Source organism: Janthinobacterium sp. PLB04 (genome assembly GCF_021165895.1).
Lineage (GTDB): Bacteria > Pseudomonadota > Gammaproteobacteria > Burkholderiales > Burkholderiaceae_D > Janthinobacterium > Janthinobacterium lividum.
In genome coordinates this window covers 3989046-4007108 of the sequence record NZ_CP088968.1, presented here as the reverse complement: position 1 = coordinate 4007108, position 18063 = coordinate 3989046, and the positions used below count along the sequence as shown (strand labels likewise).

Annotated in this window: 15 protein-coding genes and 1 tRNA gene; 10 read left to right on the top strand and 6 right to left on the bottom strand. The window is 61.5% G+C overall.

From position 1 onward, the window contains the following. Positions 1-26: 26 nt before the first annotated feature. Complete coding sequence (locus tag LSO07_RS17720) at positions 27-2288, bottom strand: putative bifunctional diguanylate cyclase/phosphodiesterase (protein ID WP_151095930.1); 2262 nt, start codon at positions 2286-2288, stop codon at positions 27-29. Between the two features lie 433 nt (positions 2289-2721). Here LSO07_RS17720 and aroC point away from each other — a divergent pair, with 433 nt between their 5' ends. Further along, positions 2722-3816 (top strand): chorismate synthase, encoded by a 1095-nt coding sequence (aroC, locus tag LSO07_RS17715; RefSeq protein WP_070280697.1) that lies wholly within the window; start codon positions 2722-2724, stop codon positions 3814-3816. A gap of 111 nt (positions 3817-3927) precedes the next feature. On the opposite strand, the gene LSO07_RS17710 is transcribed toward aroC, so the two are convergent. Together LSO07_RS17710 and LSO07_RS17705 are read right to left on the bottom strand one after the other, a co-directional pair. Continuing rightward, the gene (locus LSO07_RS17710) at positions 3928-5424 is read right to left on the bottom strand and encodes an HDOD domain-containing protein (protein WP_151095927.1); all 1497 of its coding nucleotides are present in this window, start codon (positions 5422-5424) and stop codon (positions 3928-3930) included. After that, a complete protein-coding gene (locus LSO07_RS17705) occupies positions 5421-7160 on the bottom strand; it encodes a putative bifunctional diguanylate cyclase/phosphodiesterase (protein WP_034784441.1) in 1740 nt (579 codons plus the stop codon). Before LSO07_RS17705 ends, LSO07_RS17710 begins: the two co-directional genes overlap by 4 nt. 396 nt (positions 7161-7556) lie before the next feature. Here LSO07_RS17705 and LSO07_RS17700 point away from each other — a divergent pair, with 396 nt between their 5' ends. From LSO07_RS17700 to LSO07_RS17685, 4 genes are all read left to right on the top strand, one after another. Beyond that, entirely contained in the window at positions 7557-9239 is a 1683-nt protein-coding gene (locus LSO07_RS17700) for an isovaleryl-CoA dehydrogenase (protein ID WP_151095924.1), read from the top strand. A gap of 155 nt (positions 9240-9394) precedes the next feature. Continuing rightward, positions 9395-10045, top strand: coding sequence for a uracil phosphoribosyltransferase (gene upp, locus LSO07_RS17695; protein ID WP_010398816.1), 651 nt, complete (start codon positions 9395-9397; stop codon positions 10043-10045). A gap of 22 nt (positions 10046-10067) precedes the next feature. Beyond that, positions 10068-10430, top strand: a complete 363-nt coding sequence (locus LSO07_RS17690) for an Hpt domain-containing protein (protein ID WP_151095921.1) — start codon at positions 10068-10070, stop codon at positions 10428-10430. Positions 10431-10728: 298 nt separating this feature from the next. After that, positions 10729-10932, top strand: a complete 204-nt coding sequence (locus tag LSO07_RS17685) for a cold-shock protein (protein ID WP_010398811.1) — start codon at positions 10729-10731, stop codon at positions 10930-10932. Between the two features lie 367 nt (positions 10933-11299). Here LSO07_RS17685 and LSO07_RS17680 read toward each other — a convergent pair whose 3' ends face one another. Further along, positions 11300-12211, bottom strand: coding sequence for a LysR family transcriptional regulator (locus LSO07_RS17680; protein ID WP_151095918.1), 912 nt, complete (start codon positions 12209-12211; stop codon positions 11300-11302). 216 nt (positions 12212-12427) lie between these two features. Between LSO07_RS17680 and aceB the strand changes: the two genes are divergently transcribed. Continuing rightward, a complete protein-coding gene (aceB, locus tag LSO07_RS17675; protein WP_151095915.1) occupies positions 12428-14026 on the top strand; it encodes a malate synthase A in 1599 nt (532 codons plus the stop codon). Positions 14027-14107: 81 nt separating this feature from the next. Here the strand turns inward: aceB and gloB are convergent, their stop codons facing one another. Beyond that, positions 14108-14917 carry a hydroxyacylglutathione hydrolase gene (gloB, locus tag LSO07_RS17670; RefSeq protein WP_070280686.1) on the bottom strand — a complete coding sequence of 270 codons (810 nt, stop codon included), beginning with the start codon at positions 14915-14917 and terminating at the stop codon, positions 14108-14110. A gap of 19 nt (positions 14918-14936) precedes the next feature. Here gloB and LSO07_RS17665 point away from each other — a divergent pair, with 19 nt between their 5' ends. From LSO07_RS17665 to LSO07_RS17650, 4 genes are all read left to right on the top strand, one after another. After that, on the top strand, positions 14937-15713 hold the full coding sequence (locus LSO07_RS17665) for a class I SAM-dependent methyltransferase (RefSeq protein ID WP_034784446.1): 777 nt from the start codon (positions 14937-14939) through the stop codon (positions 15711-15713). Then, positions 15706-16143 carry a ribonuclease HI gene (gene rnhA, locus LSO07_RS17660; RefSeq protein ID WP_034784447.1) on the top strand — a complete coding sequence of 146 codons (438 nt, stop codon included), beginning with the start codon at positions 15706-15708 and terminating at the stop codon, positions 16141-16143. Before LSO07_RS17665 ends, rnhA begins: the two co-directional genes overlap by 8 nt. Positions 16144-16244: 101 nt before the next feature. Further along, positions 16245-16961: a DNA polymerase III subunit epsilon gene (gene dnaQ, locus LSO07_RS17655; protein WP_034784448.1), complete on the top strand. Its 717-nt coding sequence runs from the start codon at positions 16245-16247 to the stop codon at positions 16959-16961. Positions 16962-17042: 81 nt separating this feature from the next. Then, positions 17043-17117, top strand: a tRNA-Val gene (locus LSO07_RS17650). A gap of 317 nt (positions 17118-17434) precedes the next feature. On the opposite strand, the gene LSO07_RS17645 is transcribed toward LSO07_RS17650, so the two are convergent. Next, a partial coding sequence (locus LSO07_RS17645; protein ID WP_231772990.1) for a transposase occupies positions 17435-18063 on the bottom strand: 629 nt, incomplete at its 5' end.

The following is an 18063-nucleotide window of genomic DNA, read 5'->3' as shown; positions in this document are numbered from 1 at the left end:
TTTGCATTGGCTAGCCAAGGTGGCGCCTATGCGGCGCCCTGCAGCGCTTCGTTGTTCAGCCAGGTGCCCAGCGCCGTGGCCGTCATCGGGCGGGCGAACAGGAAGCCTTGCGCCATCGGGCAGCCCAGCGCCTGCAGGATCTGCGCCTGGCGCTCGTCTTCCACGCCTTCGGCGATCACGGCCAGGCCCAGGTTGCGGCCCAGCTGGATGACCATTTCGGCGATGCTGCTGCCGCGCGCCGATCCCGTGATCTCGGTGACGAAGGCGCGGTCGATCTTCAGGCGGTCGACTTGCAGGCGCTGCAGGTAGGACAGGGACGAGAAGCCCGTGCCGAAGTCGTCGATGGCGATGCTCACGCCCGTCTGCTTGATCTGCCACAGCATCTTGATCAGCAGGTCCGGCTCTTCCATGGCCATCGATTCCGTGATTTCCAGCTCGATGAATTCGGGCGGCGCCTGTGTCTCTTCCAGCGCCGCGCGCAGCATTTCCAGGAACAGCGGGTGGCGGAACTGCACTTGCGACACGTTGACGGACATGACGAAATTGCGGTGGCCCTGCTCGCGCAGCAGCACCAGTTCGCGGCAAGCCGTGCGCAGCACCCATTCGCCGAGGTCGATGATGATGCCCGAATACTCGGCAATCGGGATGAAACGGTCGGGCGAGATGAACTTGCCGTCCGGCGTCTGCCAGCGCAGCAGCGCTTCGGCGCCCACGGGACGGCGCGTGGTCAGGTCGATCTGCGGTTGATACACGACAAACAGCTGGTCCTGGCTGAAGGCCGTGCGTAGCGCATGCATCATGCGCACCCGTTCGCGGATTTCGATGCCCATGCTGCGCGAGAAATAGAAGTGCCCGGCGCGTTGCTGGCTTTTCGCCCGTTTCAAGGCGATATCGGCATCCTTCAGCGCGTCGGCGCCCGTGCCCGCATGCTCGCCCAGCCGTACCAGGCCTAGGGTGGCGGACAGCTGCACGTCCTGGCCATCGATGCAGAACGGTGCCTGGAACAGGGCCAGGATCTTGCTTGGGTTGACTTGCGAAGAGTCGCCCAGCACGCAAAAGATGTCGCCGCCCAGGCGCGCCACCGTCAGGTGGGGCCCCAGCTGGGTTTGCAGGCGTCCGGCCACGGCCACCAGCAGCATGTCGCCGAACTGGTGTCCCAGCGCGTCGTTGGTCTCGGCAAAATGATCGAGGTCGACCAGCGACAGGGTGGCGTCGTCGCGTGCGGGGCCGGCCAGGGTGGCGTCGAGGATCTCCACCAGGCGCGTGCGGTTGGGCAGCTTCGACAACTGGTCGTAGAAGGCGGCATTGTGCAGGTGCGACACCAGCTCGACGTTGTCGAGGCCCACGGCGACGTTGCTGCAGAAGACTTCCAGCAGGCTTTCATCGATGGCCGAGAGGGGGCGCGGCAGCACCAGGTAGGCGGTCGCGTCGCGGCTGGCCTTGCCCGCGAAGTACAGGGTGGCGTAGTCATGCGCGTACACATTGCGCCGTTGCGCCAGCGTGTGTTCGATGGCGGCCATCACGCGGGGATTTTGCAGGCCGCACAGGGCGCTGTGCGGCAAGCTGGAAAAGCTGCCCGTGCAGGCCGAGACGAGCAGCTCCCTGGCGCCGCTGTCCTGCAGGTCCTGCACGCACAGCACGCCGTCGGCGCGGATGCCCAGCAGGTCGGCGATCTGCGCCAGCACGCCGGCCGAGAAATTCTGCACGCCATGCAGCGCCATCAGCTGCGTGCTGGCGTGGACGATACGGTCCAGGCCGCGCCGGCTGCTGCTGATCGAACGGATCTGCTCGTACGAGCGGATGGCGGCCGTCACCGTGGTAAACAGCTTGATGCGCGTCAATTCGGACTTGGTCTTGTAGTCGTTGATGTCGAAATCGCGGATGGCGTCGATTTCCGGCGCGTAGCCGGGCTGGCCCGTACGCAGGATGATGCGCACGTCCGTCATCTTGAGGGTTTCGCGGATGTAGCGCACCAGGTGCAGGCCCGCGTCATCCTGTTCCATCACCACGTCGAGCAGGATGACGGCGATGTCGTCTTCATGCTTGAGCAGTTCGCGCGCCTGGCCGGCCGAATACGCATGCACGAATTCCAGCGGGCGGTGCTGCATTTCCAGGTTGCCCAGGGCGAAAGTGGTGGTGGAGTGGACGTCTTCATCGTCGTCGATGATCATCACCCGCCAGACGCTGCGCGGTGCGACGGCCAGCGGCGGCGCTGGTTGCTCATCGAGGAATACCAGGTCGTCGTGATCGTCCTTGTTGGCGTCAAGGGGGATGATCGGTGCGGGCATGTATAGCTTCTCCAGGATGACTCAGTACGGGATGTGAGTACATCAGAAATGTCCATGGCGTTGTTGCACCGCCTCGCCGTACTCGCGTACTGTCTTCGGCGGCGCGCCTAGCCCTGGCCATTTCTGATGCACTCAGGGCACATCGAAAAAGCAGCACTCAAGTGTTGCCGAGACTCGCCCATTTTCTGATCGCCCATCATCCAAGTATATAGCTATTTAATAAGCAAAATGTTTTTTTAAGTATCCTGTGGAGTGCAATATTTCTTGTATTGCATGATTGCAACTCTTATTTGGTATTTTTTATATGAAAAAATACGCGGGATTTTAAAATGGCGAGATCGGTGGGGATTATCCGGCCTTGCTGCGGCATTAGCGGCATGTCATGTCCCGCAGGCTGGTAGAATTGAGTTTTCCAGTCCTTACACTTCCTACTATGTCCGGCAATTCTTTTGGCAAGCTGTTTACTGTTACCACTTTCGGCGAATCGCATGGTCCGGCCATCGGCTGCGTGATCGATGGCTGTCCGCCGGGATTGATCCTGTCGGAAGCCGATATCCAGCCTGAACTGGACCGCCGCAAGCCTGGCACCTCGCGCCACGTGACGCAGCGCCAGGAATCCGATACGGTGGAAATCCTCTCCGGCGTGTACCAGGGCGTGACGACGGGCACGCCCATCGCGCTGCTGATCCGCAATGAAGACCAGCGCAGCAAGGATTACGGCAATATCGCGGAAAGCTTCCGCCCCGGCCACGCCGACTACACCTACTGGCATAAATACGGCGTGCGCGATCCGCGCGGCGGCGGGCGCTCCTCGGCGCGCCTGACGGCGCCCGTCGTGGGTGCGGCGGCCATCGCCAAGAAATGGCTGCTGCAGCAATACGGCACCACCTTCAAGGGCTGCATGAGTCAGCTGGGCGACATTCCCGTGCCGTTCCAGTCCTGGGAGCACGTGCATGCGAATCCGTTCTTTGCCGCCAGCGGCGACGCGGACCTGATCGCGCGCATGGAAGCGGCGATGGACCAGTTGCGCCGCGATGGCGATTCCATCGGTGCGCGCATCGACGTGATCGCGCAAAACGTGCCTGTCGGCCTGGGCCAGCCCATCTATGACAAGCTCGATGCCGACATCGCCTACGCCATGATGGGCATCAATGCCGTCAAGGGCGTGGAAATCGGCGCCGGTTTCGATTCGGTGGCGCAAAAGGGTTCCGAGCACGGCGACGAACTGACGCCGGAAGGTTTTATCGGTAATAACGCCGGCGGCGTACTGGGCGGCATTTCGACGGGGCAGGATATCAGCGTCTCGATCGCCATCAAGCCGACTTCGTCGATCCGCACGCCGCGCCGCTCGATCGATAAAGAAGGCAATCCCGTGATGGTGGAAACGTTCGGCCGCCACGACCCGTGCGTGGGCATCCGCGCCACGCCGATCGCCGAAGCCATGCTGGCGCTGGTCCTGATCGACCACGCCCTGATGCACCGCGCGCAATGCGGCGATGTGTCGGTTTCGACGCCGAAGTTGAAATAAGCTGAATGTTGTCGGATTACGGGCCTGCGGCCCTAATCCGACCTACGCCCCATGCCATGTAGGTCGGATTAGCGCTTGCGCGTAATCCGACGCCATTGTCGGCGCTTCCTGTCACGCCACCTTATTTGCCACCAGCTCCAGCTGGTGCCGCATCTCCACCGACTGCACCAATAACGCCCGGATATCGTTGATCAGGTTGAATTCCGTCTGGTTCAGCTGGATCGGCGGGAAGCTGTCGTCCCAGTCGCCGTACAGGAATCCCGTGGGGTGGCCGTTGGCCGACAGGGGCAGCACGACGAAGCTGCGTGCTTCCGACAGCGTGGCTTTCCACCATTGCGGCAGCTTGGCGGCAAATTTCGGGTCGCGCGCATTGTCGATGAAGATCACGCGGTCGCTGTTGAGGGCCGCGTGGAAGACGTTCGGTTCATACGCGTCGCCAAACACCATCAGGTCCTGCAGGTCGGCCATGCCTTCGCCCATGCTGATGCGCGCCGAATACAGATGATCCCTGTGGTTGCGCACGAATGCCACCGAGCGTGAAAAATCGAAGCCCTGGTGCAGCGTTTCGAGCGCCATCGAGACCATCTGTCCCGGACTGGCGCTGCCGATGGCGCCGCGCAGGTCGGCCAGGCCGCCTATTAATACGCGGTTGCCTTCGGCGCGCATGCGCGTCGATGCCAGCTGGCGCGCGCGCCGCTCGGCCGGTTTCGACAGGGGCGCAATCGACAGGTCGGCCGCCGCCATCGCCTTGGCCTTGTCCACGGCGGCCACCAGATCGGTCGATGTGATGCCCAGGGTACCCGCATAATCGTCGATCAGTGCGTGCACCTGCGCCGCACCGGCCGCATCGTCATGCCACAGCGAGTCGGCGCAGCGCGCCGCCATCGTCGACAGTCCCGCCATCCAGTCGGCACCGCTGACGGGGGAGTTGTCCGGCGACGGATCCATCGGACGCATGCCGTTGATCAGGTGCTGCGGCAAGCCCCAGTGGGCGGCCGTGGCATAGCCCACTTCCGGCAGCGACAGGCCGAGGATTTCGCGCGCGGCGGCCGCCTCGTTGCCGGGACCCGCATGCGCCTGCATGCGCGCCCAGAAGTCCGTCATGTAGAACGTCACCATCATGCGGCCCAGGGTGTGCAGCATCGAGCAGACGACAGCCTGTTCCGCCTGCAGGCTGCCGGCGCTGGTGGCCACCTGCTGCGCCACCATCCCGGCCAGCACGGCCTTTTCCATTTCCACGTGGGCGCTGACGGAGTCGGGCGACGCCTGTGACAGCTCCTCGATCAGTTTCAGGCCCAGCGCCAGGTGGCCGATGGCGTCGATGCCCAGCACCAGCACGGCCTTCGAGACCGTATTGACGCGCTGGCCGAAGGCCGAATACATGCCGCTGTTGGCCAGACGCAGCACCTTGTGCGTGAGGACAGGGTCGGACAGCACCGTTTGCGTGATGTCGAATTCGTGGTCATCCTCGCCGCGCATGGCGCCCAGGATGGCGCTGATGGCTTTCGCGAAGCCGGGCATGTCGCCCTGCTGGCGCGTGCGCGCCCACAGCAGGTCCAGGGTATTTTTGCCGAGCTGTGTCGGCGCCGGGAAATGACCTGGATTCATTGCACCCCTCCGCGCGGTTCATTGGCAGACGGCGCAGGCACCAGCGCCGCATAGGTTTTGTCGCTCAAGGCCGATAGCGCGGCGTGGGCCGGCATCGGCTTGCCCGTCAGGTAGCCCTGCACATACTGGCAGCCGCGCGACTCCATGAAATGCATCTGTTCCTCGGTTTCCACGCCCTCGGCCACCACGGACAGGTTCAAGTGCTTGGCCAGGTCGAGAATGGTGTTGCAGATGGCCGCATCCTTGCTCGATTCGGGCAAGTCCTTGATGAAGGTGCGGTCGATCTTCAGCACGGAAATGGGGAAGCGCTTCAGATACGCGAGCGAGGAATAGCCGGTGCCGAAATCGTCGATGGCGATGCGCGCGCGGCGCTCCGTCATCTTGACGAGGATGGTTTCCGCATGCACGGGGTCGATCATCAGGGTGCCTTCCGTAATTTCCAGCACCAGGTGTTCGCCCGAGAGTCCCGAAAACGCGATGGCGTCATCGAGCACGTCTAGGAATTTGTCGTTGCGGAACTGGCGCGGGCTGATGTTGACGGAGATGTACAGCGGCCGCCTGGCCACTTCCTGGAACTGCTTGAGCTGCACGCAGGCCGCTTTCAGCGCCCAGGCGCCCAGCAGGTTGATCAGGCCATTGGCTTCGGCAATCGGGATGAAGCGCACGGGCGGCACCAGGCCCAGGGTCGGGTGCTTCCAGCGCATCAGGGTTTCGAAACCCTGGATTTGCCGCGTGTGCGCGTCGACGATGGGCTGGTAAAAGAGCAGGAATTCGCCTTCGCGCACGGCGTGGAACATCGCCGCTTCCAGCGAAATATCGTGTTCCGACGGGCCATTCAGGCGCGGGCTGTAGACCAGGCAGCGGGCCTTGCCCGTTTCCTTGGCGCGCGACATGGCCGCATCGGCCAGCGCCACCAGGCGCACTTCATCTTCCGCGTGCAGCGGATAGATCGAGACGCCGACGGAGGCGCCCACGTAGATCGTGTGGCCGTCCACTTCGAACGGCGCCTGCAGGGTGGCCAGCAGACGGCCCGTCACCAGCTTGATCTGCGCGTCCGTGGCGCTGCCGGGCAGCACGGCGACGAATTCATCGCCGCCCACGCGCGCCAGGGTGTCGCTGTCGCGCAGCGTCTTGCGCAATCGCGCGGCGGCCAGGCGCAGCACGGCGTCGCCGACGGGGTGGCCCAGGCCATCGTTGACCTTTTTAAAGCCATCGAGGCCGATGGTGGCGACGGAAAAGCCCTGGCCCGAACGGGCGGCCTGGGCGATCACCATGCGGATGCGGTCCGACAACAGCAATCGGTTCGGCAAGCCCGTGAGCGCGTCGTGCGTGGCCATGTGGCGCAGCCGTTCTTCCGTATTGTGCTGGGCCGACGTGTCGCGCCCGACCACCAGCAGTTCGGCCACGCCGGCCGCATTCATATAAGAGGACAGGCGCAGCTCGAACCAGATTTCCTGGTCCGGCGTTTGCAGGCGCACTTCCAGGCGGCCCGGTTCGGCCAGGGCGTCTTCCAGCGCCGCTTGCAGCGCAGCGCGCGACGCTTCGGCGGCCAGCGGCAGCAGCAAGTGGCCGGACAGGCCCGATGGCGCGCCAAACAGGGTGGCCGCACGCTTGCTGGCAAACAGGATCAGGCCGTCCGTATCGAGCCGGAACACGACGTCGCCTGCCTCTTCCATGAGGTTGTCCAACTCGTGGCGAGCCTCGCGGTGGGCGGCGGATGGGGTACTGGAAAACATCGTGCTGGCTTTTACCTTTTTATTATCAGTGCCGGCGCTCGCTGCAGGGCAGGGCGCCAACGGAAAGAGTGCATCGTGCGTGAGGCGTGCCATAGGGGCCGAAAGGGCGGCTATCGGAACGCGATCCACACGAAATGTATCATTGAAAAGCACCCGATTACATGAAATAGAGCAACATTGCTTCAGGTTTTGTAAATATTCCTGCCTTCCATGAAAAAAATCATGCCGCGCGACATCCGCAGGCATTTTCATTCCACATGGAAACATTTATCTGCGCCTGCCTTCACTGGCGCGCTTGCCCCGCCATGCGCTTTGCGCTAGTCTGGCTGGCAGACGGTGTTGACGGTGCGCCAGCGACGGCAAGGGCGCCATGATAACAAATCGCGGGAGACTCCCATGAATGCCTTTGACACGCATGAAGTTTTCAACCAGGCCACGCCTTTTGAAAATGTCAATCTGTTCGCCTGCGATCCGGCGCTGATCGAAGCGCTGCTGCGCGAGGGCGGCGGCGCGGCGTTGCAGGAGATCGATGCGCTCGGCGAAAAGCTGGGCCGCGCCGAGACCTATGCGCTGGCGCGCCAGGCGAATATCCACACGCCCGAGTTGCAGCAGTTCGACCGCGCCGGGCGCCGCGTCGACGAGGTGCTGTTCCATCCGGCCTGGCATGAACTCATGGCCATCCTCGTGGGCGCTGGCGCGCACGCTTCGCCGTGGGTCTCGCCCGGCCCAGGCGCCCAGGTGGCGCGCGCGGCGGCCTATCTATTAGTGGGGCAGGTGGAAAACGGCACGCAGTGTCCCGTGACGATGACGTATGCCTCGGTGCCGGCCTTGCGCCAGGCGCTGGACCTGCCGCACATCGCGCAGCGCTGGCTGCCGAAAATCCTCTCGCGCGAATACGATCCCCGCTCCCTGCCCGTGGAGCAGAAACGCGGCGCCCTGGTGGGCATGGGCATGACGGAAAAGCAGGGCGGCTCCGATGTGCGCAGCAACACCACGCGCGCCGTGCCCGTGCCGCCGGCCGAGGCGCAAGCCCTGTTCGGCAGCGAGGCCGGCGGCGCCTGGCGCATCGTCGGCCACAAGTGGTTTTTCTCGGCGCCGCAATGCGACGCGCATCTGATCCTGGCGCAGGCGGAAGAGGGCGGATTGTCCTGTTTCTTTTTGCCCCGCTACCTGCCCGACGGCAGCCGCAACGCCATCCGCGTGCAGCGCCTGAAGGATAAGCTGGGCAACCGCTCGAACGCCTCTTCCGAAGTGGAATTTACCAATGCCTACGGCTGGCTGGTGGGCCAGCCGGGGCGGGGCATACCCACCATCCTGGAAATGGCCAGCCACACGCGCCTCGATTGCGTGCTGGGCAGCACCGGCATCATGCGCGCCGCCTTGAGCCAGGCGCTGCACCATGCGCGCCAGCGGGCCGTGTTCGGCAAGCCGCTGGCCGAGCAGCCCCTGATGCAGAACGTGCTGGCCGACCTGGCGCTGGAATCGGAAGCCGCCACGGCCTTTGCGCTGCGCCTGGCCCGATGTTTCGATGAAAAGGATGATCCGCAGCAAGCGATGCTGGCGCGCGTGCTCACGCCGGCGGGCAAGTACTGGATCTGCAAGCGCGGTCCCGGTTTCGGCTTTGAGGCGATGGAAGTGCTGGGCGGCACCGGCTATGTGGAAGATGCGCCGCTGGCGCGCCTGTACCGCGAACTGCCCGTCAATTCGATCTGGGAAGGTTCGGGCAACGTCATGTGCCTCGACGTTTTGCGCGCCTTCGGCAAGTCGCCGGCCGCGCGCGACGCTCTGGCGGCCGAGCTGGCGCTGGCCGGCGATGACAATGCCATTTTGCTTGACTACCGCGCGCGCCTGCTGGCCGACCTGGACGGGCCGCAGACGGACGAATTTGGCGCGAGGCAATTATCCGAGCGTATCGTGCTGGCCGTGCAGGGGGCCTTGCTGCTGCGCCATGCGCCACCGTTCGTGGCGCAAGCGTTCCTGCAATCGCGGCTGGCGCAGGCGCCGGGTGGGGCGTATGGACGCTTGCCGGCCGGCACCGATTGCGCGGCCATCCTGGCGCGCGCGCTGCGCGAGTACTGAGTTTGCCTCGGCCCGGATACGCAATTATTTCGAAAATTCCGGCCACAGGCGGGCTGGGGGCTGGGATAATGCTGCAATCCATCATTTTATCGATACACAGCGCGCCTGCGGCCCAGGCTTGCCGCCGCGCCAGATAGCAGAGAAAGAAAAATAACATGAAACAAGATCCACGCTTCCCGAATTTGTTCATTACCGATCACCCTTTGATCCAGCACAAGCTGAGCCACATGCGCGAGCACGATACGTCGACGCGCACCTTCCGCGAATTGCTCAAGGAAATCACCTTGCTGATGGGCTATGAAATCACGCGCGACCTGCCGCTGACCACGCGCGAAATCAAGACCCCGCTGGTCACCATCGACGCGCCCGTCATCGCTGGCAAGAAACTGGCCATCGTGCCGATCCTGCGCGCCGGCATCGGCATGAGCGATGGCTTGCTGAACCTGGTGCCATCGGCGCGCGTTGGCCACATCGGCGTGTACCGCGATCCTGCTACCCACATGCCGGTGGAATACCTGGTGCGCCTGCCTGACTTGAACGAGCGCACCTTTATCTTGTGCGACCCGATGGTCGCGACCGGCAATTCGGCCGTGTATGCTGTCGACGTGCTGAAGAAGCGCGGCGTCACGGACGAACAGATCATCTTCCTGGCCCTGGTGGCCGCACCGGAAGGCGTGACCGTGTTCCAGAACGCGCATCCGAACGTCAAGATGTTCTGCGCCTCGCTCGATTCGCACCTGGATGACCACGCCTATATCGTGCCAGGCCTGGGCGATGCCGGCGACCGCATCTTCGGCACCAAGTAAGCCAACTCAGGCAAGTATTGCGATGGCAACCTTGATCGATCCGGATTTCCGTGCGCGTTTGCGTGTCCTGAATGAAAAATATGCGGCTGGCGTGCCGGCCCTGTTGCAGGCGATCACGCAGGCAAGCGGCCGCTGCGACAGCGAAGGCCCCAGCCTGGAACCCTTGACGGAGCTGCACCGCGCGCTGCACGCGGTGGCCGGCTCTGCCGCTACCTTTGGCTTTGCCGCGCTGGGCCAGGAATGCCGGCGCATCGAGCAGTTGGTGCGTGCCATGCTCAATGCCCCCGCGCAAGCGGTGGCGGAATGGCCCGCCGTGCGGGCGCAAGTGGTGGCGCTATTGGACTGGGCAGGGCGCGATGCGGCTGCCACTCACTTCACCGCGTGAGTGACCGCGCCATAGTAATGTGGTTGCAATGATTCATTTGATGCAACGCAAAGCACCCGCGTCGCAGATTAGGATATAGTGTGTCCATGCCGCTAGTACAGGGCGCCGCAAGACGGGGATTTGGCTATTAAAGTAGTGTTCGCAAGTTTATTTTGCGAAAGAATGGTTTTTCTCAGTTTTGTTGGTATAATTGGGCATCGTTGGATTCGAGGTAGTAGTGCAGTTTGTCTGTCATTTCTTTCTTGCTTCAAACGATATAACGGGCGCAAGCCCAACTTAACTGAAATAGGAAATTGTAATGGCAACTGGCATCGTAAAATGGTTCAATGATTCGAAGGGTTTCGGCTTTATTACCCCTGACGAAGGCGGCGAAGATCTGTTCGCTCACTTCTCGGCTATCCAGTCGAACGGCTTCAAGTCCCTGCAAGAGAACCAACGCGTTTCTTTTGAAGTGACCGCTGGCCCTAAAGGCAAGCAAGCTTCGAACATTCAGCCAATCTAATACGCTGGATCAAACGAAATAAAGAAATCCTCGGTCTCCGAGGATTTTTTTTCGCCTGAATTTCCGTGAGGCACCGGTTTTGCGTGGGCTGCGTGTTCTTTTTGGCGTGTTTGCGTCGCCGCGTAGGTCGGCTTGGTGCTTGCGCGTAGGCCGACAATGGGGATGTGTCGGCTTACGCTACGCTAAGCCGACCTACGCCAACTAATGCTGATCCGGGTGCCAAGGTTGTTTCCACATACGTCACGACGCCGGACAAAACCGTCACGAGCGGAAGGAAGAGGTGGCCGAGAAGTGCAACCGGGGGCGCCGAGCCGGTGAGCATCGCAGGCCGCCTATGCCGACGCGCAGCAGGTTTGGTCCCGCGTCTTCAAATAGCCCGTTCGCGCCAGTAGTCTGGCTGGGCATATGAATGCCTTAAAAAATCCACGAACGCCCGTATGCGCAGCGGCAAGTGGCGCCGCTGGGCGAACACGGCGTAGATGTCATTGCCCGGCGCGGCGAACTGATCGAGTACCGTCACCAGTTGCCCCGAGGCGATTTCCGCGCCCACTTCCCACATCGAGCGCCAGGCCAGGCCCTTGCCGGCCAGTGCCCAGTCGTGCAGCACTTCGCCATCGTTGCAGACCATATTGCCCACCACCTTCAGAATCACGTTCTTGCCGTTTTCGCGGAAGGTCCAGCCCCGCTGGCTGCCTTCGCTGCTGATCGCCAGGCAATTGTGTTTCGCCAGATCGGCGGGGATGCGCGGCGTGCCCGCCCGTTTCAAATAGGCGGGCGAGCCGACCAGCACGCGCTGGTTGTCGGCCAGCTTGGTGCTCACCAGCGAAGAATCGGACAGGCTGGCGATGCGGATGGCCACATCGATACCTTCGCCGATCAGGTCGACGAGGCGGTCGTTCAGGTTCAGCGACACCGTCACGTCGCGGTGCTCGGCGACAAACGAGGGGATCAGGGGCGCCACGTGCTGGCGGCCGAAGCCGGCCGGTGCCGAAATGAGCAAATGGCCGCTGGCCTTCACGCTGCGCTCGGCCACGGCCGCTTCCGCCTCTTCCAGTTCGCCCAGGATGCGCTGGCAATCCTCCAGGAAGGCGGCGCCTTCATTCGTCAAGGCCAGCTTGCGCGTCGTACGCTGCAGCAATTTGACTCCCAGGCGCTGCTCCAGCGCATCGAGGCGCCGGCCTATCATGGCCGGGGCGATCCCTTCCGCACGGGCGGCAGCCGACAGGCTGCCTTTGGCGACCACCTCCACGAACGTTGATATTTGTCTGAACTGGCCCATGTTGTGCTCCTGCAATGCCATCACTTGTGATAAAAACGCATAGATGAAGTGATTTTTAATCTCGTTTCCATGCCTTATAGTGCAATACTATAGAACAAACGCGCCGCCCTGCAGAGTGTTTTTGCGGCTCTGTCCAGCTTGTCCGCGCAGTCGTTCAGCATATACTTGGATCACCAGATTACCTTTGCCTATATTTATTAAAAACCGGAGAACTTCATGACGCAGAATACGATCGCACTTCCAGAAGGCATGCAAATCACGGGGGAAATCGCCCCCGGCTATGAACAGATTTTGACGCCGGCGGCGCTGGCGCTGGTGGCCAAGCTGACGCGCGAATTCGAACCGCGCCGCCAGGAATTGCTGGCCGTGCGCGTGGAACGGGCCAAGCGCCTCGATGCGGGCGAGCGCCCTGATTTCTTGCCAGAAACCGCGCACATCCGCGACGGCGACTGGAAGATCGCACCGATCCCGAAGGCGCTCGAATGCCGCCGCGTGGAAATCACGGGCCCCGTCGAACGCAAGATGGTCATCAACGCCTTCAATTCCGGCGCCGACAGCTACATGACGGACTTCGAGGATTCGAACACGCCGAACTGGGATAACCAGCTGACGGGCCAGATCAATATGTTCGACGCCGTGCGCAAGACGATTTCGCTGGAGCAAAATGGCAAGTCCTACAAGCTGAACGACAAGATCGCGACCCTCGTCGTGCGTCCGCGCGGCTGGCACCTCGATGAAAAGCATGTGCTGGTCGATGGCAAGCGCATTTCCGGCGGCATTTTCGATTTCGCCCTGTTCATGCTCCATAACGCCAAGGAACAACTGGCGCGCGGCGCCGGTCCGTATTTCTACCTGCCGAAGATGGAATCGCACCTGGAAGCGCGCCTGTGGAACGATATTTTCGTCATGACGCAAAATGAATTGGGCTTGCCACAAGGCACGATCAAGGCGACTGTGCTGATCGAAACCATTTTGGCGGCGTTCGAGATGGATGAAATCCTGTACGAGCTGAAAGAACACAGCTCGGGCCTGAACGCGGGCCGCTGGGATTACATCTTCTCGTGCATCAAGAAATTCAAGCTGGACAAGGATTTCTGCCTGGCCGACCGCGCCAAGGTCACCATGACGGCGCCCTTCATGCGCGCCTACGCCTTGCTGCTGCTGAAAACCTGCCACAAACGGGGCGCGCCAGCCATTGGCGGCATGGCAGCCCTGATCCCGATCAAGAACGATCCGGAAAAGAACGACATCGCCATGGGTGGCGTGCGCAACGACAAGGCGCGCGATGCCACCGACGGCTACGACGGCGGCTGGGTTGCTCATCCGGGCCTGGTGGAACTGGCCATGGGCGAGTTCACGAAGGTGCTGGGCGACAAGCCGAACCAGATCGAGAAACAGCGTCCCGACATCGATGTGAAAGCGTCTGATCTGCTGAACTTCCAGCCGGAAGCGCCGATCACGGAAGCGGGCTTGCGCTACAACATCAACGTGGGCATCCATTACCTGGGTAGCTGGCTGGCCGGCAATGGTTGCGTGCCTATCCACAACCTGATGGAAGACGCGGCCACGGCCGAGATCAGCCGCTCGCAAGTGTGGCAGTGGATCCGTTCCAGCAAAGGCGTGCTGGAAGATGGCCGCAAGGTCACGGCCGAGATGGTGCGCGCCATGATTCCGGAAGAGCTGGCCAAGGTGCAGCGCGATGCGCCGGGCGGCAACGGCCCGACCTATGTGCGCGCCGGCCAGATTTTCGAGGAAATGTCGACGTCGGAATCGTTCGCCGAATTCCTGACCTTGCCGCTGTACGAGGAAATCTGATCCTGATCAAATAGATCTATAAAAAAATCCCGGCGATGCCATAAAGCATCTGCCGGGATTTTTTATTGCAGAGGGATCCGCTTAAAAATTATTCTTCCACATCCGCAAGGCCGCGAATGCTTCCACGGGCGAAGCGTCGGTGGCCAGCTTGCCTTCCACCTTCAGGCTGGTCAAGATCGCCGGTTCACGGTAGCGCAGGAAGGGATTCGTGGCCTTCTCGAGGGCGATGGTCGATGGCACGGTCGATAAACCTTGCTGGCGCTTTTCCGTGTCGATGGCGATGCGTTCCTGCAAGGCCACATTGCCCGGCTCGACGGCGTTGGCGAAGCGCAGATTGGACAAGGTGTACTCATGCGCGCAAAATACCTCGGTATCGTCGGGCAGGGCGGCCAGCTTGCCCAGCGAGTCGGCCATCTGGCCCGGCGTGCCTTCGAACAGGCGGCCGCAGCCGCCGGCAAACAGGGTGTCGCCGGAAAACAGCCACGGCGCGCCACTGCGCTCGTCGCGCTGGCGCACGTAGGCGATATGCCCCTTGGTGTGGCCGGGCACGTCGATGACGGTCATCTGCAAACCCAGCTCGGGCACATAGGCGACATCGCCTTCGGCAAGCGGTTCCGTGATGGCTGTGATAGCCTCATTGCGCGGGCCGAAGACGGGGACGGCGAAATGCTGCAACAATTCAGGCACGCCACCCGTGTGGTCGGCGTGGTGATGCGTGAGTAAAATGGCGGTCAAGGTCAACTGATGGGCTTGCAGCGCATCGAGAATGGCCATCGCGTCGCCAGGGTCGACGACGGCGGCATGGCGGCCGTCATGGATCAGCCACAGGTAATTGTCGGCAAAGGCGGGCACGGCAAGTACCGATAAAGCGTGTTCAGGGGAATTGGTCATGAGCAAAAGAGAAAACTGAATGGACAGTGTGGCATCCGAAAAATCCATTATAGCGCTTGACGGCTGGCTGCAGACGCCGGCCGGTCTGTACGTGCGCGCCTGGGAGCAGCAATGTCTCGACAGCCTGACTGTCGATATCTTCGGTTTTAATGCCGTGCAGATCGGCTTGCCCCAGCTCGACGCGCTGGCGGCCAACCGCATGCCCAACAAATGGCTGCTCGATGCGCGCCTGCCTTCGCTTCCGCCGCAGGAGCGCCGCCTGACGCTGGTGTCGGCATTCGATGAGCTGCCGTTCGATTCGCAAAGCCTGGACCTGGTGGTCTTGCCGCACGTACTCGAATTTGCTGCCGAGCCGCACCAGGTCTTGCGCGAAGTCGAACGCGTGCTGATACCGGAGGGGAGAGTGATCGTCTGCGGCTTCAATCCGGCCAGCCTGTGGGGCGCGCGCCAGGGGCTGGGGCGGGTCACGGGACGCCACTACCTGCCGCAGGCGGGCGAGCTGATCTCTATGCCGCGCATGAAAGACTGGTTAAAATTGCTGAACATGGGCGTCAGCCAAAGCCACTTCGGCTGCTACGCACCTGCTTGCAGGACAGAAAAATGGCTGCGCCGCAACGCCTTCATGGACAAGGCCGGTGCGCGCTGGTGGCCATATCTGGGCGCAGTGTATATAGTGCAGGCGATCAAGCGCGTCAAAGGGATGCGTTTGATCGGTCCGGCGTGGACCAAGAAACCGGCGACGGCGCCCGCAGGCGCACCGGTCACGAATAAAAGGCGGGAACAGCAAGATGGATAAGGTTGAGATTTATGCCGATGGCGCATGCAAGGGCAATCCGGGCACGGGCGGCTGGGGCGCACTCATGGTTGCCGATGGCGCCAAGAAAGAAATCTACGGCGGGGAATTGAATACGACGAATAACCGCATGGAGTTGAAGGCCGTGATCGAAGCCTTGACGGCGCTCAAACGTCCCTGCCAGGTAGTGCTGTATACCGATAGCCAGTACGTGCAGAAGGGCATCAGCGAATGGATCCACGGCTGGAAGGCGCGCGGCTGGAAAACGGCGGCCAAGGCGCCCGTGAAGAACGTCGACCTGTGGCAGGCGCTCGATACGGCCCAGGCCGTGCATGAAGTTGAATGGCGTTGGGTGCGCGGCCACAATGGCCATCCCGGCAATGAGCGGGCCGATCAGCTGGCCAATCTGGGCGTGGAGACCGTGCGCGCCTGAGAACTAAATTTCTGCGCTGAAGCAGCGGGCAGGCCGTAACCGGAGGGCACAGGTTTGCTATACTGTGCCCTTCGCTTTTTGCTTTTACGACTGAATCTGCCATGCGTCAAATTGTTCTCGATACTGAAACCACCGGCCTGAACCCGCGCACGGGCGACCGCATCCTGGAGATCGGCGGGGTCGAACTGAACAACCGTATGTTGACGGGGAATAATTTCCATCAATACATCAATCCCGAGCGCGATTCGGAAGAGGGGGCGCTGGCCGTCCACGGATTGACGACGGAGTTCCTCAGCGACAAGCCAAAATTCGCGGAAATCGCGGAAGAGTTCCGCGCGTTTATCGCCGGCGCCGAACTGATCATCCACAACGCTCCGTTCGATATCGGCTTCCTGAATGCGGAATTCAAGCGCCTGAACCTGCCGCCAGTCCACGAGCAAGTGCATGGCGTGATCGACACCCTGGTGCAGGCGAAGGAAATGCATCCGGGCAAGCGCAACTCGCTCGATGCCCTATGCGACCGCTACGGCGTCTCGAACGCCCACCGCAAGCTGCACGGCGCACTGCTCGACTCCGAATTGCTGGCCGACGTCTACCTGGCCATGACGCGCGGCCAGAACAGTCTCAGCATGGAAGAGGAGGTAGAAGTGGCCGCCGACGGCGCCGCCCTGGAAATCGTACCGCTGGCCGAAGTCATCTTCCAGAGCGCCACGGCCGACGAGCTCGCCGCCCACGAAGCAACCATCGCCGGCCTCGACAAGGCCGCCAAAGGCCAGTGCATCTGGACCGCCGTCACGGCGCCGCCAGCGGCTGCCTGAGAAAGAAGCGGGGCACGATAAATTTCCTCTCGCCAGCCCTTGCAGATGCCGCAACACCTATGCGATAATTCGCCTCGCTTCGGGAGGTTAGCTCAGGGGTAGAGCACTGCATTCACACTGCAGGGGTCGCAAGTTCGAAACTTGCACTTCCCACCAAAATTTTCGTTTGTATTCAATGGCTTAGGATTTTTCATCCTGCCAAAATACGAACTTGGGGCAAACTTGGGCAATGGGATTTTTATTCCACCGCCTAGCCTCAACGATACGGCCGCTTTCTGCGGCCGTTTTCACATCACGCTGGCGTAGGCCGCGCCTGACATTTTTCTCATTTGCTTTCTCAGCAACGGCCTCGTACACTGCGCTATTCTGATTGTCCTCTATCGGCCTATTGTGTTGAAAAACTCTTGGCCAAGACCCGTCACAATGCAATAAATGTACAGGAAAATTGTACGCAGTGGCGGTGCTGGGCTCGCTTAGCTCATCACTAGTGTCACCTTCTGTTTTTGCGGAAGCAGTTTTTTCGCCATTCTCCGCAGATTTTGTGCCGTCGCCGCCAGCAGAAACTCATCGTGGGCACCGCTGGGGCCGCGCAAGCGCAATTGGCCAAGTTTCAGGATGCGTTTGAGGTGGGCAAATAGCATCTCGACCTTTTTCCGATCTCTACGCGATTGTCGATAAGCATCCGTCTTGCCAATGGCTCGTGCCACGTCGCGTGCAGGTTCATGCGGGCTACGGTCGATTTTGCGGATGTCCATATTGGGACAGCATTTCAATTTGAGCTGGCAGGCCTGGCAGTCATACAGGCTGGCCCGATAGCGAAATGGGTTTTTCTGCTGGCTACGCTGAGCAGGTTTCAAGTACTTGCCAGCGGGGCAAACATAACGATTGTTTTCTCTATCGAAGATGAAATCGGTACGGCTGAAAGTGCCGTCGTGATGCTCGGATTTATCCCAGACAGGAACGTGCGGGGCGATCTTCTTTTCATCGACCAGCCATCCCAGCATTGCAGCCACACCGTAATTCGTATCGCCCACCAATCGCTGTGGCTTGATAGCGAATTTCTCCTCAACCCGGTTGATCATCGTTTTGGTCGCTTCGACCT

Bases quoted from the DNA above. Each gene is read 5' to 3' on its own strand.
- LSO07_RS17720 (WP_151095930.1), bottom strand. From the start codon at position 2,288: ATGCCCGCACCGATCATCCCCCTTGACGCCAACAAGGACGATCACGAC.
- aroC (WP_070280697.1), top strand. From the start codon at position 2,722: ATGTCCGGCAATTCTTTTGGCAAGCTGTTTACTGTTACCACTTTCGGC.
- LSO07_RS17710 (WP_151095927.1), bottom strand. From the start codon at position 5,424: ATGAATCCAGGTCATTTCCCGGCGCCGACACAGCTCGGCAAAAATACC.
- LSO07_RS17705 (WP_034784441.1), bottom strand. From the start codon at position 7,160: ATGTTTTCCAGTACCCCATCCGCCGCCCACCGCGAGGCTCGCCACGAG.
- LSO07_RS17700 (WP_151095924.1), top strand. From the start codon at position 7,557: ATGAATGCCTTTGACACGCATGAAGTTTTCAACCAGGCCACGCCTTTT.
- upp (WP_010398816.1), top strand. From the start codon at position 9,395: ATGAAACAAGATCCACGCTTCCCGAATTTGTTCATTACCGATCACCCT.
- LSO07_RS17690 (WP_151095921.1), top strand. From the start codon at position 10,068: ATGGCAACCTTGATCGATCCGGATTTCCGTGCGCGTTTGCGTGTCCTG.
- LSO07_RS17685 (WP_010398811.1), top strand. From the start codon at position 10,729: ATGGCAACTGGCATCGTAAAATGGTTCAATGATTCGAAGGGTTTCGGC.
- LSO07_RS17680 (WP_151095918.1), bottom strand. From the start codon at position 12,211: ATGGGCCAGTTCAGACAAATATCAACGTTCGTGGAGGTGGTCGCCAAA.
- aceB (WP_151095915.1), top strand. From the start codon at position 12,428: ATGACGCAGAATACGATCGCACTTCCAGAAGGCATGCAAATCACGGGG.
- gloB (WP_070280686.1), bottom strand. From the start codon at position 14,917: ATGACCAATTCCCCTGAACACGCTTTATCGGTACTTGCCGTGCCCGCC.
- LSO07_RS17665 (WP_034784446.1), top strand. From the start codon at position 14,937: ATGGACAGTGTGGCATCCGAAAAATCCATTATAGCGCTTGACGGCTGG.
- rnhA (WP_034784447.1), top strand. From the start codon at position 15,706: ATGGATAAGGTTGAGATTTATGCCGATGGCGCATGCAAGGGCAATCCG.
- dnaQ (WP_034784448.1), top strand. From the start codon at position 16,245: ATGCGTCAAATTGTTCTCGATACTGAAACCACCGGCCTGAACCCGCGC.